The organism is Pseudofrankia sp. EUN1h (assembly GCF_001854645.1).
Classification (GTDB): Bacteria; Actinomycetota; Actinomycetes; order Frankiales; family Frankiaceae; genus Pseudofrankia; species Pseudofrankia saprophytica.
In genome coordinates, this window is the sequence record NZ_MBLN01000078.1 from 1 (window position 1) to 16,191 (window position 16,191).

Below are 16,191 nucleotides of genomic sequence, written 5' to 3' on the forward strand. Positions count from 1 at the left end.
CGGATCCACCTGTCCGAGAAGACCGTCAAGAACTACGTCTCCTCGATCCTGGTCAAGCTCGGCCTGACCAGCCGCACCCAGGCCGCCGTCTTCGCCACCAAGGCCGGCAGGTAGCGCACGGCGCCGGACGTGCGGCGAGGCGCCTCCCGGTGGGTTCACCCGGAAGGCGCCTCGCCTGTACGGCCAACCGGTCAGCCGACCTGCTGCGACGTGGCGGCCAGCCCCTGGCGGGACAGGAAGCTCAGCGCCACGTCGGCGACCTCGCGCCAGCCCTTGTCGATCGCCATCGAGTGGGCCCGGTCCTCGAACAGGTGGTACTCGGTCACCGACGGGTTCTTCGCGTACTGGCCGTAGGCGGCCTTCGACGTCACGGCCGGCACGGTCCGGTCCTTGCCACCGGCGATGATCAGCAGTGGGCCGCGCTCACTGGCCACGTCGACGGTCGCCTCGGTCTTCTTGGAGAAGTTCGCGGTGGCCGCCTGGAACAGCGGCAGCCCGGGCCCCGGGATGGCGTAGCGGGTCCACAGGTCGTCGGACTCCTCGCGGGAGACGGCGTTCGCGAACCCCTTGTGGAACTGCGCCTGGGTCAGCAGGACCGTCTTCTTCTTGTTGGCCGGGTTGCCGAGCACCGGAAAGCCGGACTGCAACTGCGCGAGCGGCAGCTTGCGGTTGCCCCTGAACTGGGCCGGGGAGAGGACGACGCCGCCGCGGGCGAGGTTCATCCCCAGCAGGCGCTGCGCGATCAGGCCGCCGAACGAGTGGCCGATGACGATGGGGACCTGCGGCAGCGCGCGGATGGCTTCGGCGTAGTGCTCGGTGATCTCGGCGATGCCCCGGTTCGCGAGCGGGCCGGGGTTCTCACGGCTCGCCTCGGTGGTGGCGGCGTCACCCGGCCAGCCCGGCGCGAGGCCGCTGTAGCCCGCCTCGTCGACCAGTTCGATCCAGCTGTCCCAGCTCGACGGGTGCATCCACAGCCCGTGCACGAACACGACGGGGATGCGGGTGGGATCGGTCATCGGTGTGCCCCCTTGCTTCGGCCGCCCCGGCTGCTGTCCACGCCCCGTCGTCAGGGCTGGGCGTTCGGGCCGGGCGGGATGTTGCGTACAACGATGCGGCCTCGCGCGGGAGCCTGCCTTCAGTCAGTCGACTGTGCCGCGCACCGTGAAGTCACCGTCGAACTTGGGTATCCGTTGCCGGGCGACTCCCCCGTCAGGCTACGCGTTCCTGGGCGCTCGTCCCCACGGCCGGGGAGCGCAGGGCTCGGCGAGAACGGTCCGCGCGCCTGCCGCCGGAACGTCAAAGGATCACCGCGGGGACAGTTAGATGACGGATGACMTGGGTGGTCGGAGCCATGAGTCTGGCACCGGAAGTAAGCCGTCGACCTTCCAGGAGCCGCTCATGCCGAACTCCGCCCATGACCCGGTGCTGGAGCCGGCCGCGCGCGCGTTCGTCGAGGACGCGGCGAAGTCGCTCGACCCGCGCCACGTGTCGCTGGCCGAGCGCCGCCGGTGGCTCGACGAGATCCAGTCCGGCCCCGCGCTCGCCCCCGCCGTCGACACGCGGGAGCTGACCATCCCCTGCGGGCCGGCCGCGGCCGGAGTGACGGTCGGGGTGCGCATCGTCCGGCCGATCGGCGTGACCGGCAGGCTGCCGGTGGTGCTCTACCTGCACGGCTGCTGGGTGATGGGCGACGCGAACACGCACGCCCGCCTCGTCGCCGAGCTCGCCGTCGGCGTGCAGGCGGCGGTGGTCTTCCCGGAGTTCGACCGGGCGCCGGAGGCCCGCTACCCGGCGGCCGTCCACCAGTGCTTCGCCGCCGCCCGCTGGGTCGCCGAGCACGGCGCGGACAACGGCCTCGACGTCGAGAACATCGCCGTCGCCGGTGACGGCGGCGGTGGCGGGCTCGCGGCGGCGGTGACACTGCTCGCGAAGGAGCACGGCGGCCCCCGGCTCGCCGCCCAGGTGCTGTTCTGCCCGGTCACGGACGCGGACGTCGACACCCCGTCCTATCAGCGGTTCGCCAACGGCTACGTGCTGTCGCGTGACCTGATGCGCTGGAGCTGGGACCAGTACGCCCCCGACGAGGCCAGCCGCGCCGAGATCCTCGCGAGCCCGCTGCGGGCCGGCCTCGAGACGCTCGCGGACCTGCCGCCCGCGCTGGTGATCACTGCGGAGGCCGACGTCCTGCGCGACGAGGGCGAGGCCTACGCCGCCCGGCTGGGTCAGGCCGGCGTCACCGTCACCGCCGTCCGCTACATCGGCATCGTCCACGGCTTCGTCGTGCTCAACGCCCTGCGTTCCACCTGCGCCGCGGACGCGGCCATCGCCCAGGCCATCTTCTTCCTGCGCCGGGCCCTCGCGGTCTGACCGGCCGAGCGCCAGCGGGCGCGGCGGCCCCGGCCGCGGCCTCCACCGTGGCCAGCGCGCGCGCCTGGCCGCCCGCGACGCGCGGGAGCTCGGCCCGCAGGCACGCTCCCGGCGCGCCGTCACCGGGCTGATCGCCCGGCCGGCTGGCTGGCTCGACCGCCAGCAGCGTGCCGCCGTGGGCGCGCGCGATGTCCCGGGCGATCGCCAGGCCGAGCCCGCTGCCACCGCCGTCGCGGGCCCGTGTCTCGTCGAGCCGGGTGAACCGGTCGAACACCGACTCGCGATGCTCGGCGGGAATGCCCGGGCCGTCGTCGGACACCTGCACGGTCGCGGGCGCCACGACCCGCACGGTCACCGTCGACTCGGCGTGCCGCACGGCGTTGTCGACGAGATTCCCGACCATCCGGCGCAGGTGCGCCGCCGACCCGGCCACGACCACGTCGGGCGCGACATCCAGGGAGATCCGGATGTCCTCCCGCCTGGGCCGTGACGCCTCCTCGGCGGCCACCTCGCCCAGGTCGACCTCGTCGGCGCGCAGCGGCTCGCCGGCGTCCAGCCTCGCGAGCAGCAGCAGGTCGGCGGCCAGCGCCTGCAGCCGGTCGACGTCCGTGAGCGACTCCCCCACCAACCCTGGCGCCTGCCGCCGGCCCAGCTCGAGGCGGGTGCGCAGGATCGCGAGCGGGCTGCGCAGCTCGTGCGCCGCGTCCGCGACGAACCGCCTGTGCCGCTCCACCGCCCGTTCCAGCCGGTCGAGGGTCGCGTTCATCGTCCGCGCCAGCCGGGCGATCTCGTCGCCCGACCGGGGCACCGGCACCCGCTGGTGCAGGTCGGTGGCCGTGATGTCGGCGAACGTCGAGCGGATCGCCGAGACCGGGGCGAGCGCCCGCCCGGTCAGCAGCCAGGTCAGCCCGGCGACGAGCAGCAGCAGGACGGGCAGGCCCGCGAGGAGCAGGTTGCGCAGCACCGTCAGCGCCGCGCGGGCCGGTTCGAGCGAGACGCGCGCGGACACGGTCACGGGCCCCGCCGAGGTGGTGACCAGGCGCTCGGCGGTGGCGTAGCCGTACCCCCAGGCCTGCCCGGCCGCCACGCCGCCTCCGAGGCTCACCGACATGCTCGGGCCGCCGGCGGCGCCGGCCTCGATGCTGGCACTGCCCTCGACCCGCACGTCGGGGTCAGGTGCGACGAAGCTGGTGATGACCAGTCCTGGCTGGCCGGGCTGGTCTCCTTCCTCGCCCTTCGTGAGACTGGCGGCTGCCGCGTCCGCCCGCCGCGCCGCCTCCTGGCCGGCGCCCGACTCGAGGCTGCCCTTCAGCGTCAGGACCAGGACGGCGCCCGCGGCCCCCAGCGCCAACGCGACCATCACCGTCGCCACGACGGTCGCGCGCAGCCGCACCGACCAACCCGACCAGCCCTGCCAACCCGGCCAGCGCATCAGGAGCCCCCGTCCAGCCGGTAGCCCGCTCCCCGCACCGTCACCAGGCTCGACCGGCCGAACGGCGCGTCGATCTTGCGGCGCAACGCGCTGATGTACACCTCGACGATGCTCGGATCGCCGTCGTAGGCGAAGTCCCAGGCCTGTTCGAGCAGCTCGGCCTTGGAGACCACCTCGCCCGGGCGCCGCGCGAGCGCGTGCAGCACGGCGAACTCCTTCGGCGTGAGCGCGATCTCCGTCTCGCCGCGGCGGCAGCGCAGGCCCGCCGGGTCCACCGACAGGTCGCCCATGGTCAGGACGACCGGTCGCTCCCGCCCGCCGCGCCGGACCAGCGCGCGCAGCCGAGCGAGCAGCACCACGTACGAGAACGGCTTGGACAGGAAGTCGTCCGCGCCGGTGTCCAGCGCCTCGGCCTCGTCGTACTCGCCGTCCTTCGCCGTCAGCATCATGATCGGCGTCCAGTTGCCGGCCTCCCGCAGGCGGCGGCACACGGCGTACCCGTTGAGCAGCGGCAGCATCACGTCGAGCACGATCGCGTCGTACCGCTGCTCGGTCGCCATCCACAGGCCCTCGCGGCCGTTGTGCGCCACGTCGACCGCGAATCCCTCCTCCGCCAGCCCGCCCCGCAGCAGGCCGGCCAACCGCTCCTCGTCCTCCACCAGCAGCACTCGCATGACCACAGCCTGACGGAACGGACCTCAAGACGACCTGAAGATCACTTCAGCCGGCTTCAGGAGCGCCTCAGCCGGCGAACGGGACGCTGGCGCCGGCCCCAACGAGGGGGCCACCGAGAAACAGGAGGTGCACCATGCGCATCCGCCGGATCGTCCTCGTCAGCGCGATCACCCTGGGGCTCGCCGGCACGGGCGCCGCGGCCGCCAACGCCGCCGGGGCCCTGCCCGGCTCCGAGGGTCCCTCGGGCCACCCGGCGACCTGCCCCGCACCGGGCGGCGCGGGCGTCGACGACGTCCAGGTGAAGGACGGCAAGATCTACCACAACGGGAAGCTGGTCGGCACGGCCAAGCCCGGCGAGCCGGTGGCGGTGAAGGACGGCAAGGTCTACGTCGGCAAGGACGCCGAAGCGCTGCCGAAGCCGCCGGGCGCCCCGGACCTCCAGGTGAAGGACGGCAAGGTCTACCTCGACGGGAAGCTGGTCGGCGAGACCAAGCCCGGCGTCCCGATGGTGGTCAAGGACGGCAAGGTCTACACCGGCGCGGACGCCGAGGCGCTGCCGAAGCCGGGCGAGGCCGAGGGTCCTGTCCTGGCGGTCGTGGGCGGCAGCACCGGCGACGGCACCGGTGACAAGGGATTCGTCTGCGCGACGGAAGGTGCGCAGCGCCGCCAGGACTAACGCGCGGGCGCACGCGGCACCCGGGCGCGACCGCGTCTCCCTGACGGAGGGCGCGGTTCCGCCCGGTGCTCGCGGCCGCCCGCGGCTGGTCCACCTACTCCGCGGCGTCCGCGAGGTCGGCGGCGTAGGCGTCGAGGGCGTCGCGCAGTGCGGCCCGGGAGGTGATCCCCAGCTTGGGGAAGATCCGGTAGAGGTGGGCGCTGACCGTGCGGTGGCCGAGGAAGAGCTTCTCGCCGATCTGCTTGTTGGTGAGCCCGGTCGCGGCGAGCTGGGCGATCTGCAGCTCCTGCGGCGTCAGCCGCTCGACCCGGCCAGCGGACCGGCCCGGCCCGGCCGCGACCGCCGCGGCGGGACCCGCACCCGCGGCGGCGCCCGCGCCCTTGTCCGCGCCCGCCGAGGCCGCGTCCGCCTGCTCGGCGGCCAGGCCGACGGCCGATGGGGACAGTGGCCGGGCCGCGACCGTCACACCGGCGGCGCGCAGCTCGGACCGCGCCCGGTCGGCCCACAGGCGGGCACCGAGCCGGTCGAACGTCTCCAGGGCCTCGCGCAGCGGCCGGCGGGCTCGGATGATCTCCCGGTCGCGCCGCAACGCCTCGCCGTGGGCGAGCTGTAGCCGCGCATGGTCGAACGTCCACCGGGCCGCGTCCGCCACGGCGAGCGCCGCCTCGAACGCCTTGGCCTGCCGGTCCGCGCCGTCGGCGACGAACGCCTCGGCGCCGGCGACGAGCAGCGCCAGCCGCGGCGAGACGGCCGCGAGGTCCGCCTCCTTCGCCGCCGCCACATGGGCCCGTGCCTCGTCGAGCCGCCCGGTGCGCACCGCGGCCTCGACCAGGTCGCCGACCGCCCACAGCGCGTGCGGAGCGTGCGAGACCAGCGTGCCGGCCGGGCTGATCCGGACGGCGTGGGCGTAGGCGTCCTCGTAGTCGCCCTGGGCCAGCGCGGCGACGGCGCGGGCGTGCCAGACGAACGCCTGCTGCTGCACGATCCGGCGCGGCTCGACCCAGGCGGCGGTCGTGTCGCTGTACACCCTGGCCGCCTCCAGGTCACCCCTGGCCGCGGCGATCATCGCCAGGACGAAGCGGAACGCGCCGGCGAGCAGTTGGTAGCCGAACGCGGCGACGAGGCCGAGGCCGTCCTCGGCGATCGCGGCCGATTCGTCCCACTGGCCGCGCAGGTAGAAGTCGACGGCGAGGAACGTCAGCCCGCTGATCACGCTGATGATCGAGCCGTCGTCACGTTCGCGGGCGACCATCCGCCGGCACAGGTCGCGGTACTCGTCGAGCGCGTCGACATACTGGGCGGCGAAGCACAGCCGGCTCACCTGCCAGGGCTGCGGGTCGGACGACAGCCCGGCGGCCGTCGCCCGCAGCCGCTCGCGCGCCCCGTGGGCGGTGCGGGCCGGGTCGCCCAGGGTGTCGTGGCATAGCCACATCAGCTCCACGAGGATCGTCCCGCCGCCGCCCGAGGTGTCGCCCCCGGCGCCCACGCCGCCCGCCGCGCCGCTCCCGCCGCCGCTGGCGGCGGCGGTGGCGGTGGCGGTGAGGCGCGCGCGGGCGGCGACGAGCGGTTCCCACAGTTCGGCGCGGCCGCCGTGATAACACATCACCAGCAGCATGAACAGCGTCTCGTTGACCCAGTCGGCCTCGACGGCGCTGTCCGCGGCGGCCAGTGCGGTGACGAGCAGCCGGTGGGCGGCATCGACGTCGCCCTCCCGGTAGGCGAGCAGGCTCGCCTCGGTCGCCGCCTCGTGGCTGAGCCGCGCCCCCGTCGTCTCGGTCGCGGCATGGATGCGGCGGGCCTCGCCGAGCAGCCGGTTGGCGATGTCGAGCTGGCCGCAGCGGTTGGCGTTGTAGGCGGCCTCGGCGAGCCGGCGGGCCCGGTCGACCGGCGCCGGCGTGAGCCCGGCGGCGCGGATCAGGGTGCGCATCGCCGCCGGGGCGCTGCCGCGGGCGAGCGCGCGGTGCGCCGCCTCCTCCAGCGCGTCCGCGACCTCCTCGTCCGGGCCGAGCGCCGCCTCGGCCAGGTGCCAGGCCCGCCGGTCCGGGTGGGCGCGCAGCACCCGGGCGAGCGCACGGTGCGCGGCCCGCCGGTCGGCGCTGGACGACATCTGCACCACGGCGGACCGGATCAGCGGATGGCGGAACACGACCTGCCCGTCGGCATGGTCCGCGCGGACCAGGTCGGCCGCCTCGGCCGGCGCGAGGTCGTCGATCGTCGGCGCGGGCGCGTCGGCCCCGCCTGGGCCGTCGGCCCCACCGGCGGCGAGCAGGACGGTGACCAGGTCCGCGGCCGGTTCGAGCGCGGCGATCAGCAGCAGCCGGTGCGTCGGCACCGACAGCGCGCGCACCCGGCTGGCGAACAGCGCCTCCAGCCGGCGCGAGAGCGGCAGTTGGGCGGGCAGCACCTCCCGGCCGGCGAGCTGTGGCTCCGTCAGCAGCGCCGGCAGCTCCAGCAGCGCGAGCGGGTTGCCCGCCGCCTCGCCGAGCAGCCGCTCCCGGGCGCGCGGCGCGAGCCCCGGGTGGCGGGCGTCGAGCAGCGCCGCCGCCTCGTCGCCCGGCAGCGGAGCGACCTCCAGCTCGGGCAGCCCGATGCGGTGGAAGACGGTGTCACCGCCAGGCCGGGCCGCGGCGAGGAAGAGGATCGGATGGCCGGCGATCCGCCTGGCGACGAAGCCGAGGACGGTCGCGCTCCAGGTGTCGATCCAGGAGATGTCGTCGACGAGCATCAGGACCGGCGTCCTCGAGGCCGCCGCGACCAGCAACGCGAGCGCCCCCGACGAGACCACCAGTGGCTCGGGGTATGGCCCGTCCGTCAGACCCAGCACCTGGTTCATCGCCGCCCGCTGGCCGGAGGGCAGGTCGTCGACCAGGTCGCGCAGCGGGTAGAGCATCTGGTGCAGCGCCGAGAGGCCGATGTCCGCCTCGAACTCGACGCCGGAGACCCGCAGTACCTGGATCGCCTCGGCCCCGGCCCGCGCGGCGGCGGCGTCCAGCAGCGCGGTCTTGCCGATGCCCGGGCCGCCGCGCAGCAGCCAGGCCGCGCCGGTCGGGGCAGGCCTGGTGAGCCCGGTGAGGAGCGTGTCGACCAGCTCGAGCGCTTCCCGCCGCCCGACCAGGCCGACACCGCCACCGCCCAGGCGTGGTCCCGGTCCGCCGTGACCTGACCAACCGTGACCTGACACCGACACGTGTCGAACGACCTATTCTCTTCTCCCCGCGAGGGGCCACCGGTCGCCGCCCGATCGCGGGCAGGGATCGCCGCGACCAGGCGCAACTACCTACAAGTGGGGTGCGATGCGCTGATAGCGATCCTAGGCTGACCCGGCGCCCGATCACACGGGTGTGAAAAGAAGGACTTACCGCGGGCCCTCACCGCGGCGCCCTTGGCGCGGCGACGCCATGGACCGGTCAGACCGTGGCCGGTCAGGCCGTGGGTGGCTCAGGCAGCGCGGCGAGATCCTCCGCGGTGAGCTCCCAGGCCGCGGCGGCGGCGTTGGCGGCGACCTGCTCGGGTCGGGTGGCGCCGGCGATCACGGACGAGACGCCGGTCTGCGCCGCGAGCCAGGCGATCGCCAGCTCCAGGATCGTGCGGCCGCGCTCGCGGGCGAACGCGGTCAGGTCGTCGATGTAGGCGAAGTTCTCGGGAGTCGCCGCCTGGGCGAAGTACGGCGCCGCCGCCAGCCGGCTGCCGGCCGGGAACGGCTGGCCCGCCGCGTACTTGCCGGACAGCAGGCCCGAGGCCAACGGGAAGTACGGGATGATCCCCATGCCGGCCTTGACCGCCGCCGGGACGATCTCCGCCTCGACGGCGCGGTTCAGCAGGCTCCACTCGACCTGGGCGGCGGTGAACGCCGCGACCTTGCGCTCCTCGGCGAACGCCGCCCGCTCCTCGATCTCGGCGGCGGTCACGTTCGAGCACGCGACGTGCAGCACCTTGCCCGCGCGGACCAGATCGTCGAGGGCCTCCATCGCCTCGGCGTTCGAGCCCTCGGCGTCGACGAAGTGCTGGTAGTAAACGTCGATCCGGTCGGTGCCGAGCCGGCGCAGGCTGAGTTCGGCGCCTTCCAGGATCCGGGTGCGCAGGATGCCAGGCGTGTAGGGCTCGCCCTTCGGGCGGCTCATCACCTTGGTCGCGATGACGACCTCGTCGCGGCGCGGGCCGAGCGCGGCGCCCAGGAACTCCTCCGAACGCCCCCCGCCGTACATCTCCGCGGTGTCGAAGTGGGTGATCCCCGCGTCGAGCGCCGCCCCCACGACGGCCGCGCTCGCCTCGGCGTCGATGCGCATGCCGAAGTTGTTGCAGCCCAGCCCGACGACCGACACGGCGGGTCCCGTCGCGCCCAGTGGTCGCGTCCGCATGCGCCCTCCCGAAAGATCCCAGCTCCCGACGGCGACACTACGACCCTGCTGGTGGTGGCGCTCGCGCACACACGTCGCAACACAGATCCCGGCAGATGCGACATGTGGGAGAATCACCCCGTGAGACGCGGGGGCCACGGTGAGCATCGATCCGGGTAGCGCGGACACCGACGAGGCCGCGCCATCGGTGCCACTGGCACTGGCCGCTCCGGCGGGGTTCGTGCTGGGAGACCTCCAGATCGGGGAGCTGCTCGGGCGGGGCGCGACCGGGGAGGTGCGCGGGGCGGTCGGGCCGGACGGTGAGACGGTCGCGGTCAAGCTGCTGCGGCCGGAGCTGGCCGACGAGCCGCAGGTGGTGGCGCGGCTGCTGCAGGAGTGCAAGCTGGTCGCCCGGATCGCCGACCCGCACGTCGTGCGGATCCATCGCCTCATCGCCGAGGGCGACCGGGTCGGGATCGTCATGGACCACCTTCCCGACGGCGACCTGCGCGCCCTGCTGCGCCGCGAGGGCGCCCTCCCGCCGGCGGACGCGACCCGGCTGGCGGGGCAGATCCTGCTCGGCCTGCGCCGCGCGCACGAGGCCGGGGTGGTGCACCGCGACGTCAAGCCGGAGAACGTGCTGCTGCGCGGCCGTGACGCCGTGCTGACGGACTTCGGCATCGCCCGCCAGCTGGAAGGCCCGGCACTCACCCGCAGCACCGGACTTCTGGGCACCCCCGCCTACCTCGCCCCCGAGCTCGCCACCCACGAACCGTCGACGCCGGCCGTCGACGTCTACTCCGCCGGCTGCCTGCTCTACGAGCTGCTCACCGGATCTCCGCCGTTCGTCGGCGGCCCGGCCGTGACCGTGCTGCTGCGCCACCTGAACGAGCCACCGGCCCGGCCGGACGGGCTGGCTGATCCCCTGTGGGACGCGGTCCTGGCGATGCTCGCCAAGCAGCCTCATCTGCGCCCGACCGCCGAGCACGCCGCCGCGACGCTCGCCGTGCTCGCCCCCACGCTCGCCGGCCTGCCCGCCCGTCCGTGGGCTCCGCCCGCGGCCGCTGGCACGTCCGGCCCGACGCCCCGGCCGGACGCGAAGCCCGAGCAGAACGGGAAGCCCGAGCAGAACGCGAACCCCGGACAGAACGCGAACCCCGAACGCGACGCGGAACCCACGCCGGACCTCAACGCCACCCGCACCAGCGGCCCCCGCGGCCCGTACGCGCTCACCGGCCCGGTCTCGCCGGATCCGACGGGCGCCAGCCGTCTCGCACTGGAGTCCGGGCCGGAATCCGGCGCGGGGACCGGCGAGTCCGACGACGTGTTCACCACCCGTACCAGCGCGCCCCGGTCCAGCTCCTGGCGCCTGGGCCAACCGATCCCGCCGGGCCCGAACCAGGCCGGACGGGCGGGTCGTTGGTTCCCACGCCGCGCGGCGGTGCTCATCCCGGTCGTGGTGGTCCTCGTCCTCGCGCTCGTCGGCACCGGCCTGGCCGCGGTGCTGCGCCACGGCCAGCAGGCCGACCTCGCCGGCGACACCTCGGGGATAGCCGCGTCCTCGTCCGTCGGCGCGGCGGGAGCCGGGGCGAGCGGCGGCCCGTCCACGTCACCGACGACACCGTCGGCGGCGACGTCCGACGACGGAAACGGGAGCGCGACAGCCGCTCCATCGCCGACGCCGACGGGTCCCGGCGCAGGCTTCGGCAGCAGGGCCACCACGGCGAGGACCCCCGCCGCGCCGTCGGTGCCCGCGCCGGCGCGGCCGTCGGTCACGGCCGCCCCGCGCTCCGGTGTCGTCCTGCTCACGATCAACCAACCGTCCGGCGGCGAGGTCACCGGTTACCGGATCAGCGGCGATGGCGCGGCGGGGCGGTCCGTGCCCCCCGCCCGCCAGGTCACGGTCGCGGTACCCGACTGCGACACCCACACGTTCGTCGTCACCGCCGTCGGCCCCGGCGGCAGCGCCGACTCCGCCGCCGTCAACGCCGTCGGCTGCGTGCCGCCCGGCCCGGTGACGGGAGTGGTCGCCACCGTCGACCAACTGGCGGGCAACGGCTCCGGCACCGTGACGGTGCGCTGGTCCGCACCCGCCGACCGCGGCGGTGCCGGCAGCGTCGACTACGTCGTCACCATCACGCGGGACAACCCCAACTACCCGCCGTACACCGTGACGACCACGGGCACGGTCTACACGCACTGCATGCCGGCGGGCCGATGCCCGGAATACGTGACCGCCATCCAGGCCCGCAACTCCGTGGGCCTCGGCCCCAAGGTCCCGGTCCCGAACTACTAGCCTCCCGCAGATCTCCGGGGACAGCGGCGGGCAGGTGGCCGAACGCTCGTTCTCGTCCACTGGCGGCGATCACCGAGGTTCGACCGGCGAAACTCAGGCCATGATCGCCACCTGGGTATGCCAACCGATGCCACACACCCCGATTTGTCGTATTTACGCATACCCGGCCCGCGATCAACGCGGCCGGCAGCGTCCAGGGGCGCCAAAGATCGCCGGCCGAGTATGCGAGCTGGTCCTCCCCCTCGGCGGACGAAGCTCACGAGGGGGCGCCCGGCACCCACTCCCCGACGCGATCCGCGCCGTTGTCAGGCCGTGCGCCGGCGAGCCCGACGGTGTACTGCGCACAGGGTCTGCCACGCTTTGTTCATGGGGGATGGAACCGGCAGCAGCGGTGCCGAGCGGCTGTTCGTAAGCGTTGCTGGGCCGGACCGGCCTTGGGCTCGGTGGATCGCCGACCGGCTCCAGCGCGCCGGCTACGATGTCGAATACGAGGAATGGCACTGGCCAGCGGGCAGCAACCTCGTCGAACGCACCGAGTCCGCGCTCGCACGCGCCGACCGGGTCATTGCCATCGTCTCAGAGCACTATCTCGCCAACGGCACACACGGCGCGGCCCAGCGGCGGGCCGCCCTGGACGAGGCGCGTGAGCGCGAGGGTTTCCTCGTTCCGGTCATCGTCGGCCACTGCGCGCTCACACCCCTGTTGAAGGCGCTGATGCCGCTCGACCTCGTCGGCTGCGACGAGATTCAGGCGGATGAACGTCTGCTCGCCGGCCTCCGGCCGCCTGGCCAGCCGGCAACGGTGCCGTGGCCCGGGCCATCCCGCGAGACGTCCGGGGCACCGGCGGAAGCTGTCGCCCCGCCAGCACCGTTCCCCGGCGGCCCCGGCGCGCCGTCGGCGGTAAGGGCGCCGCGCGACTGCGTGACGGTTCTGCACCTGCCCTCGCTCCGGGCCGGCCAGGCGGACACACCGGTGCCGGTCGACGAACTGGGAGATCTGATCGCCCGGGACGTGGCCGGGTTCGGCGCCGGGTGGGCTCCGGATCTCGTGGTCGTGACCGGGGACCTCGCGGAGCACGGCCGCGCGAGCGAGTACCGGCGGGCCGTCGAGCTGTTCGACCGGCTGCTCGGCGAGTGGGGCCTGCCCAGAACTCGGCTCGCGATGGTGCCGGGCCGCAGGGATGTCAATCCGGCGGCGTGCCGTGCCTACTTCGACAGCTGCGAGGCGGACGAGGTCGAGCCGCAGCCACCGTTCTTCCCGAAATGGCGCCACTACGCCGCGATGATCGAGGAGTTCTACGGCGACGTCCGGGCGACGTCGGCGGACGGGCCCGTGTTCACCATCGGTCAAGAATGGTCGCTGTTCCGCGTCGACGAGCTGAGACTCGTGATCGCTGGAGTGAACTCGACAATCGCGGCGACGAGCCCGGACGACGATCGTCCCGAGTTGGGCGACGCCCAGTCTCGGTGGTTTGCCGAGCGACTCGCCGACTACGCGCGCCGCGACTGGCTACGGCTGGGCATCATTCACCAGCTACTGAGAACGGACCCGTCCTGGGACGACATCAGTGGCGCCCAGCAGGTATACCGCGGCCTGAACCTAGCATTCACCGGAGATCTCAGCGCCAACCAGATTTACCGGGTCGAATCGATCCTGCTCGGCGCGCGGGTACGGGAGGCAGCAGCCAAGGCACCCGTTGCCCGAAGGCCCGGCCCCGGCGCCAGGCGGACCGGGGACGCCCCCACACCCGACGCCGACGGTCCGGCCTATGGCCTGGTGCGGATCGACCCGGCGGGTATGACCCGTAGAACGCGCGGGTGGGATACCGCGTCTCGCCGGTGGCATGACAGTGGAGGTCCGCCGCCGAGCGGCCCAACACGTGCAACGCAGGCATCGACTGGCGATCCGGCGACCTCCGGGCCGCGGCTCACGCACTGGCCGGTACTCACCGTCTCGGACGACGTCGACGGCACGGGCGGCCGGCGGCTCGCACAGTCCTGGAAGGCGACCGAGGCGACCTTCCCCGCCGCCCTGGCAGAGGACCGGGCCCTGGAGGGAGCGATCAAGGAGGCGCTGACGTCGCACAGGTCGGAGCCGGCGACGCGGGAGCGGCTGATCGACAGGGTCGCCGAGGTGGCTCGGCTGCGCCACGCCGCCAGCCACGGATCGGCCACGGTCATCGAGATCGCCGCGACCGCGGACAGCCCCAGATACCTCCGGGTGACCTCACGCGACGGCGCGATCGTCGCCCAGCATCCGGTCGGAGTGCTCGAGGGCGCAGCGGACCCGGCGGACGTCGACCTGTTCGCCACGCGTGTACACAACGTGTACGGCGCATTCGACCCGAGTCTGGTCTCGGTCCTCGTCTACGGCGGCGCGCCGGCGCCAGCCGTGCTGGTCAGGGCCGCTTACCGCCAGGGCATCCAACTGATGAGCTTCGTCGAATACCAGGGGCTCATCGACCTGCGTTCGTATGTGGACGCGCAGACCGGCCGTCTCGATCGCGACCCCCTCTACCCACCGTCGCTGTACCTACCGCAGGGATTTCGAGCTCTCGACCTCGTGCGCGGCGGCGCCGACACGGCCGAGCGGGACGCGCTGGATCAGCTCACCGAATGGATCGGTGACGACCAGGGCAGGATGGTGCTCGTCCTCGGCGACTTCGGCCGTGGCAAGACCTTCCTGCTGCACGAACTCGCGCGAACGCTGCCCGAACGCCTGCCGCACGTCATCCCGATGCTCGTCGAGCTTCGCAGCCTGGAGAAGTCCCTCGGCCTGGACGAGCTGGTGGCCGCGCACCTCGTCGGCCACGGCGTGAGCCGCTTCGACCAGGAACGGTTCCGGTACATGCTGCGCAGCGGCCGGGTCGTCCTGCTGTTCGACGGCTTCGACGAGCTGGCGTTGCGGGTCACCTACGAGCGCGCCGCCGAGCACCTCACCACGCTGCTCGGCGCGCTCGAAGGCCAGGCCAAGCTCGTCCTGAGCAGCAGAAGCCAGCACTTCCGCTCCGACGACCAGGTCCGCACCGCGCTCGCCCAGCGGCTGGATCTGGCCACCGGCCGGCGCGTCATCGAGCTGAACGACTTCACCGAGGCGCAGATCGAGGAGTTCCTGACCCGCTTCTACGACGGCGACGCCGACCAGGCCAGGCAACGCCTCGCCTTCATCCGCGGCCTCGAGGGGCTACTCGGGCTTGCCCGCAACCCGCGCATGCTCAGCTTCATCGCCCGCCTCGACGAGGACCGGCTGCGCCATGTCCAGGCCGCCACCGGCACCATGACGCCGGCCGACCTGTACACGGAGCTGCTCGACGCCTGGATGGAGTCCGAGTCACGCCGGGCGCATCCGACCGGTGCCGTGCCCGGACTCACCACCGACGATCGCTTCCGAGCGGTGAAGGCGCTGGCGCTCGAGCTCTGGCAGTCCACCGACCGCACCGTCAGCAGCCGGCAGCTCGCCGAGATCACTGAGCGCGTCCTGACMACGCTGGATGCCMACGGCCTGGACAAGCACCATGCCGCCCACCAGGTMGGCTCCGGCACCCTGCTCGTGCGCGCTGGCGACGACGCCTTCACGTTCGTGCACCAATCGGTCATGGAGTACCTGGTCGCGACCGCTTGCGCCGAGGGGTTGCGCACCCCGAGCGGGGGCGTCTTCGACCTGCTCGACCGCCGCGTGATGTCGACCCTGATGGCCTCGTTCGTCGCCGACCTCGCGGGGACCGGCAGTGTCGTCCGCTGGGCCCGGGTGGTCCTTGGCAACCCGGCGGCAACCAACGCCGCGCGACACAACGCCCTCACCCTCGCCCGCACGCTCGACAGCGAGGCCAGCCGCGGTGCCCGGCTCGCCGGTGCCCGGCTGGACGGTGCCGACCTTTCCGGCCTCGACCTCACCGATGCCGACCTCACCGGCGCCGACCTCACCGGCGCCACGTTGACGAACACCGTGCTACGCGGCKCCCGGCTGGACGGGGCGATCATGGTACGGGCGACGCTCACCGAGACGAACCTCGACGGCACGCGGTTGGTGGGCACCGACCTCACCCAAAGCCGACTGACCCGTTGCTCCCTGCTCGGCATAGCCGTCGAAGGCAGCCTCTGGTACCGAGCGGCTGTCGTCGGTTGTGTCCTGGATGTTGAGACCTCCGACCACCCTGCGCTGAGCGCGGCCGGGATGACCGGTCGCGACGCCCCGGCCGTTCGGATACGCCCAGCCTCAGCCTCGGCCTCAGCTCCCACCTTCTCGTCAGACGGCAGCCTGCTCGCCTACGCGGCAGGCAACATGCTCGTCCTCGTCGACACAGAAACCGAAACGATCGTTGCATCGCTCACTGCCGACACCGGCCGAATCGAACTGATCCATTTCTCCCCCAGCAACGACCGCATCGCGGCTGCCATGGGAGACAAGA

At 73.5% G+C, this 16,191-nt stretch carries 10 protein-coding genes; 5 read left to right on the forward strand and 5 right to left on the reverse strand.

Going from position 1 to position 16,191, the window contains the following annotated elements:
- Positions 1 to 114 (forward strand): response regulator transcription factor (locus BCD49_RS41270; protein ID WP_131803597.1); only part of this gene is annotated, 114 nt, incomplete at its 5' end.
- Positions 115 to 191: 77 nt separating this feature from the next.
- Here BCD49_RS41270 and BCD49_RS31935 read toward each other — a convergent pair.
- Positions 192 to 1,016 carry an alpha/beta hydrolase gene (locus BCD49_RS31935; protein ID WP_007516462.1) on the reverse strand — a complete coding sequence of 275 codons (825 nt, stop codon included), beginning with the start codon at positions 1,014 to 1,016 and terminating at the stop codon, positions 192 to 194.
- A 382-nt stretch (positions 1,017 to 1,398) separates the two neighbouring features.
- Here BCD49_RS31935 and BCD49_RS31940 point away from each other — a divergent pair, with 382 nt between their 5' ends.
- A complete protein-coding gene (locus BCD49_RS31940; protein WP_007516464.1) occupies positions 1,399 to 2,367 on the forward strand; it encodes an alpha/beta hydrolase in 969 nt (322 codons plus the stop codon).
- Here the strand turns inward: BCD49_RS31940 and BCD49_RS31945 are convergent.
- Complete coding sequence (locus tag BCD49_RS31945) at positions 2,285 to 3,799, reverse strand: sensor histidine kinase (protein WP_083401822.1); 1,515 nt, start codon at positions 3,797 to 3,799, stop codon at positions 2,285 to 2,287. The two genes, BCD49_RS31940 and BCD49_RS31945, sit on opposite strands and share 83 nt — an antisense overlap.
- The gene (locus tag BCD49_RS31950) at positions 3,799 to 4,473 is read right to left on the reverse strand and encodes a response regulator transcription factor (RefSeq protein ID WP_007512022.1); all 675 of its coding nucleotides are present in this window, start codon (positions 4,471 to 4,473) and stop codon (positions 3,799 to 3,801) included. The genes BCD49_RS31945 and BCD49_RS31950 overlap by 1 nt, the downstream gene beginning before the upstream one ends.
- Before the next feature lie 134 nt (positions 4,474 to 4,607).
- On the opposite strand from BCD49_RS31950, the gene BCD49_RS31955 reads away from it, so the two are divergent.
- Positions 4,608 to 5,150, forward strand: a complete 543-nt coding sequence (locus tag BCD49_RS31955) for a hypothetical protein (protein WP_007512020.1) — start codon at positions 4,608 to 4,610, stop codon at positions 5,148 to 5,150.
- Between the two features lie 94 nt (positions 5,151 to 5,244).
- On the opposite strand, the gene BCD49_RS31960 is transcribed toward BCD49_RS31955, so the two are convergent.
- On the reverse strand, positions 5,245 to 8,337 hold the full coding sequence (locus BCD49_RS31960; protein ID WP_083401823.1) for a helix-turn-helix transcriptional regulator: 3,093 nt from the start codon (positions 8,335 to 8,337) through the stop codon (positions 5,245 to 5,247).
- Positions 8,338 to 8,572: 235 nt separating this feature from the next.
- Positions 8,573 to 9,508 carry an aldo/keto reductase gene (locus BCD49_RS31965; protein WP_007512017.1) on the reverse strand — a complete coding sequence of 312 codons (936 nt, stop codon included), beginning with the start codon at positions 9,506 to 9,508 and terminating at the stop codon, positions 8,573 to 8,575.
- 139 nt (positions 9,509 to 9,647) lie between these two features.
- Between BCD49_RS31965 and BCD49_RS31970 the strand changes: the two genes are divergently transcribed.
- Positions 9,648 to 11,783: a serine/threonine-protein kinase gene (locus tag BCD49_RS31970; protein WP_007512016.1), complete on the forward strand. Its 2,136-nt coding sequence runs from the start codon at positions 9,648 to 9,650 to the stop codon at positions 11,781 to 11,783.
- 117 nt (positions 11,784 to 11,900) lie between these two features.
- Positions 11,901 to 16,191 (forward strand): TIR domain-containing protein (locus BCD49_RS31975; RefSeq protein ID WP_131803598.1); only part of this gene is annotated, 4,291 nt, incomplete at its 3' end.

Excerpts from the sequence above, each read along its gene's own strand:
- BCD49_RS31935 (WP_007516462.1), bottom strand. The coding sequence starts at position 1,016 with ATGACCGATCCCACCCGCATCCCCGTCGTGTTCGTGCACGGGCTGTGG.
- BCD49_RS31940 (WP_007516464.1), top strand. The coding sequence starts at position 1,399 with ATGCCGAACTCCGCCCATGACCCGGTGCTGGAGCCGGCCGCGCGCGCG.
- BCD49_RS31945 (WP_083401822.1), bottom strand. The coding sequence starts at position 3,799 with ATGCGCTGGCCGGGTTGGCAGGGCTGGTCGGGTTGGTCGGTGCGGCTG.
- BCD49_RS31950 (WP_007512022.1), bottom strand. The coding sequence starts at position 4,473 with ATGCGAGTGCTGCTGGTGGAGGACGAGGAGCGGTTGGCCGGCCTGCTG.
- BCD49_RS31955 (WP_007512020.1), top strand. The coding sequence starts at position 4,608 with ATGCGCATCCGCCGGATCGTCCTCGTCAGCGCGATCACCCTGGGGCTC.
- BCD49_RS31965 (WP_007512017.1), bottom strand. The coding sequence starts at position 9,508 with ATGCGGACGCGACCACTGGGCGCGACGGGACCCGCCGTGTCGGTCGTC.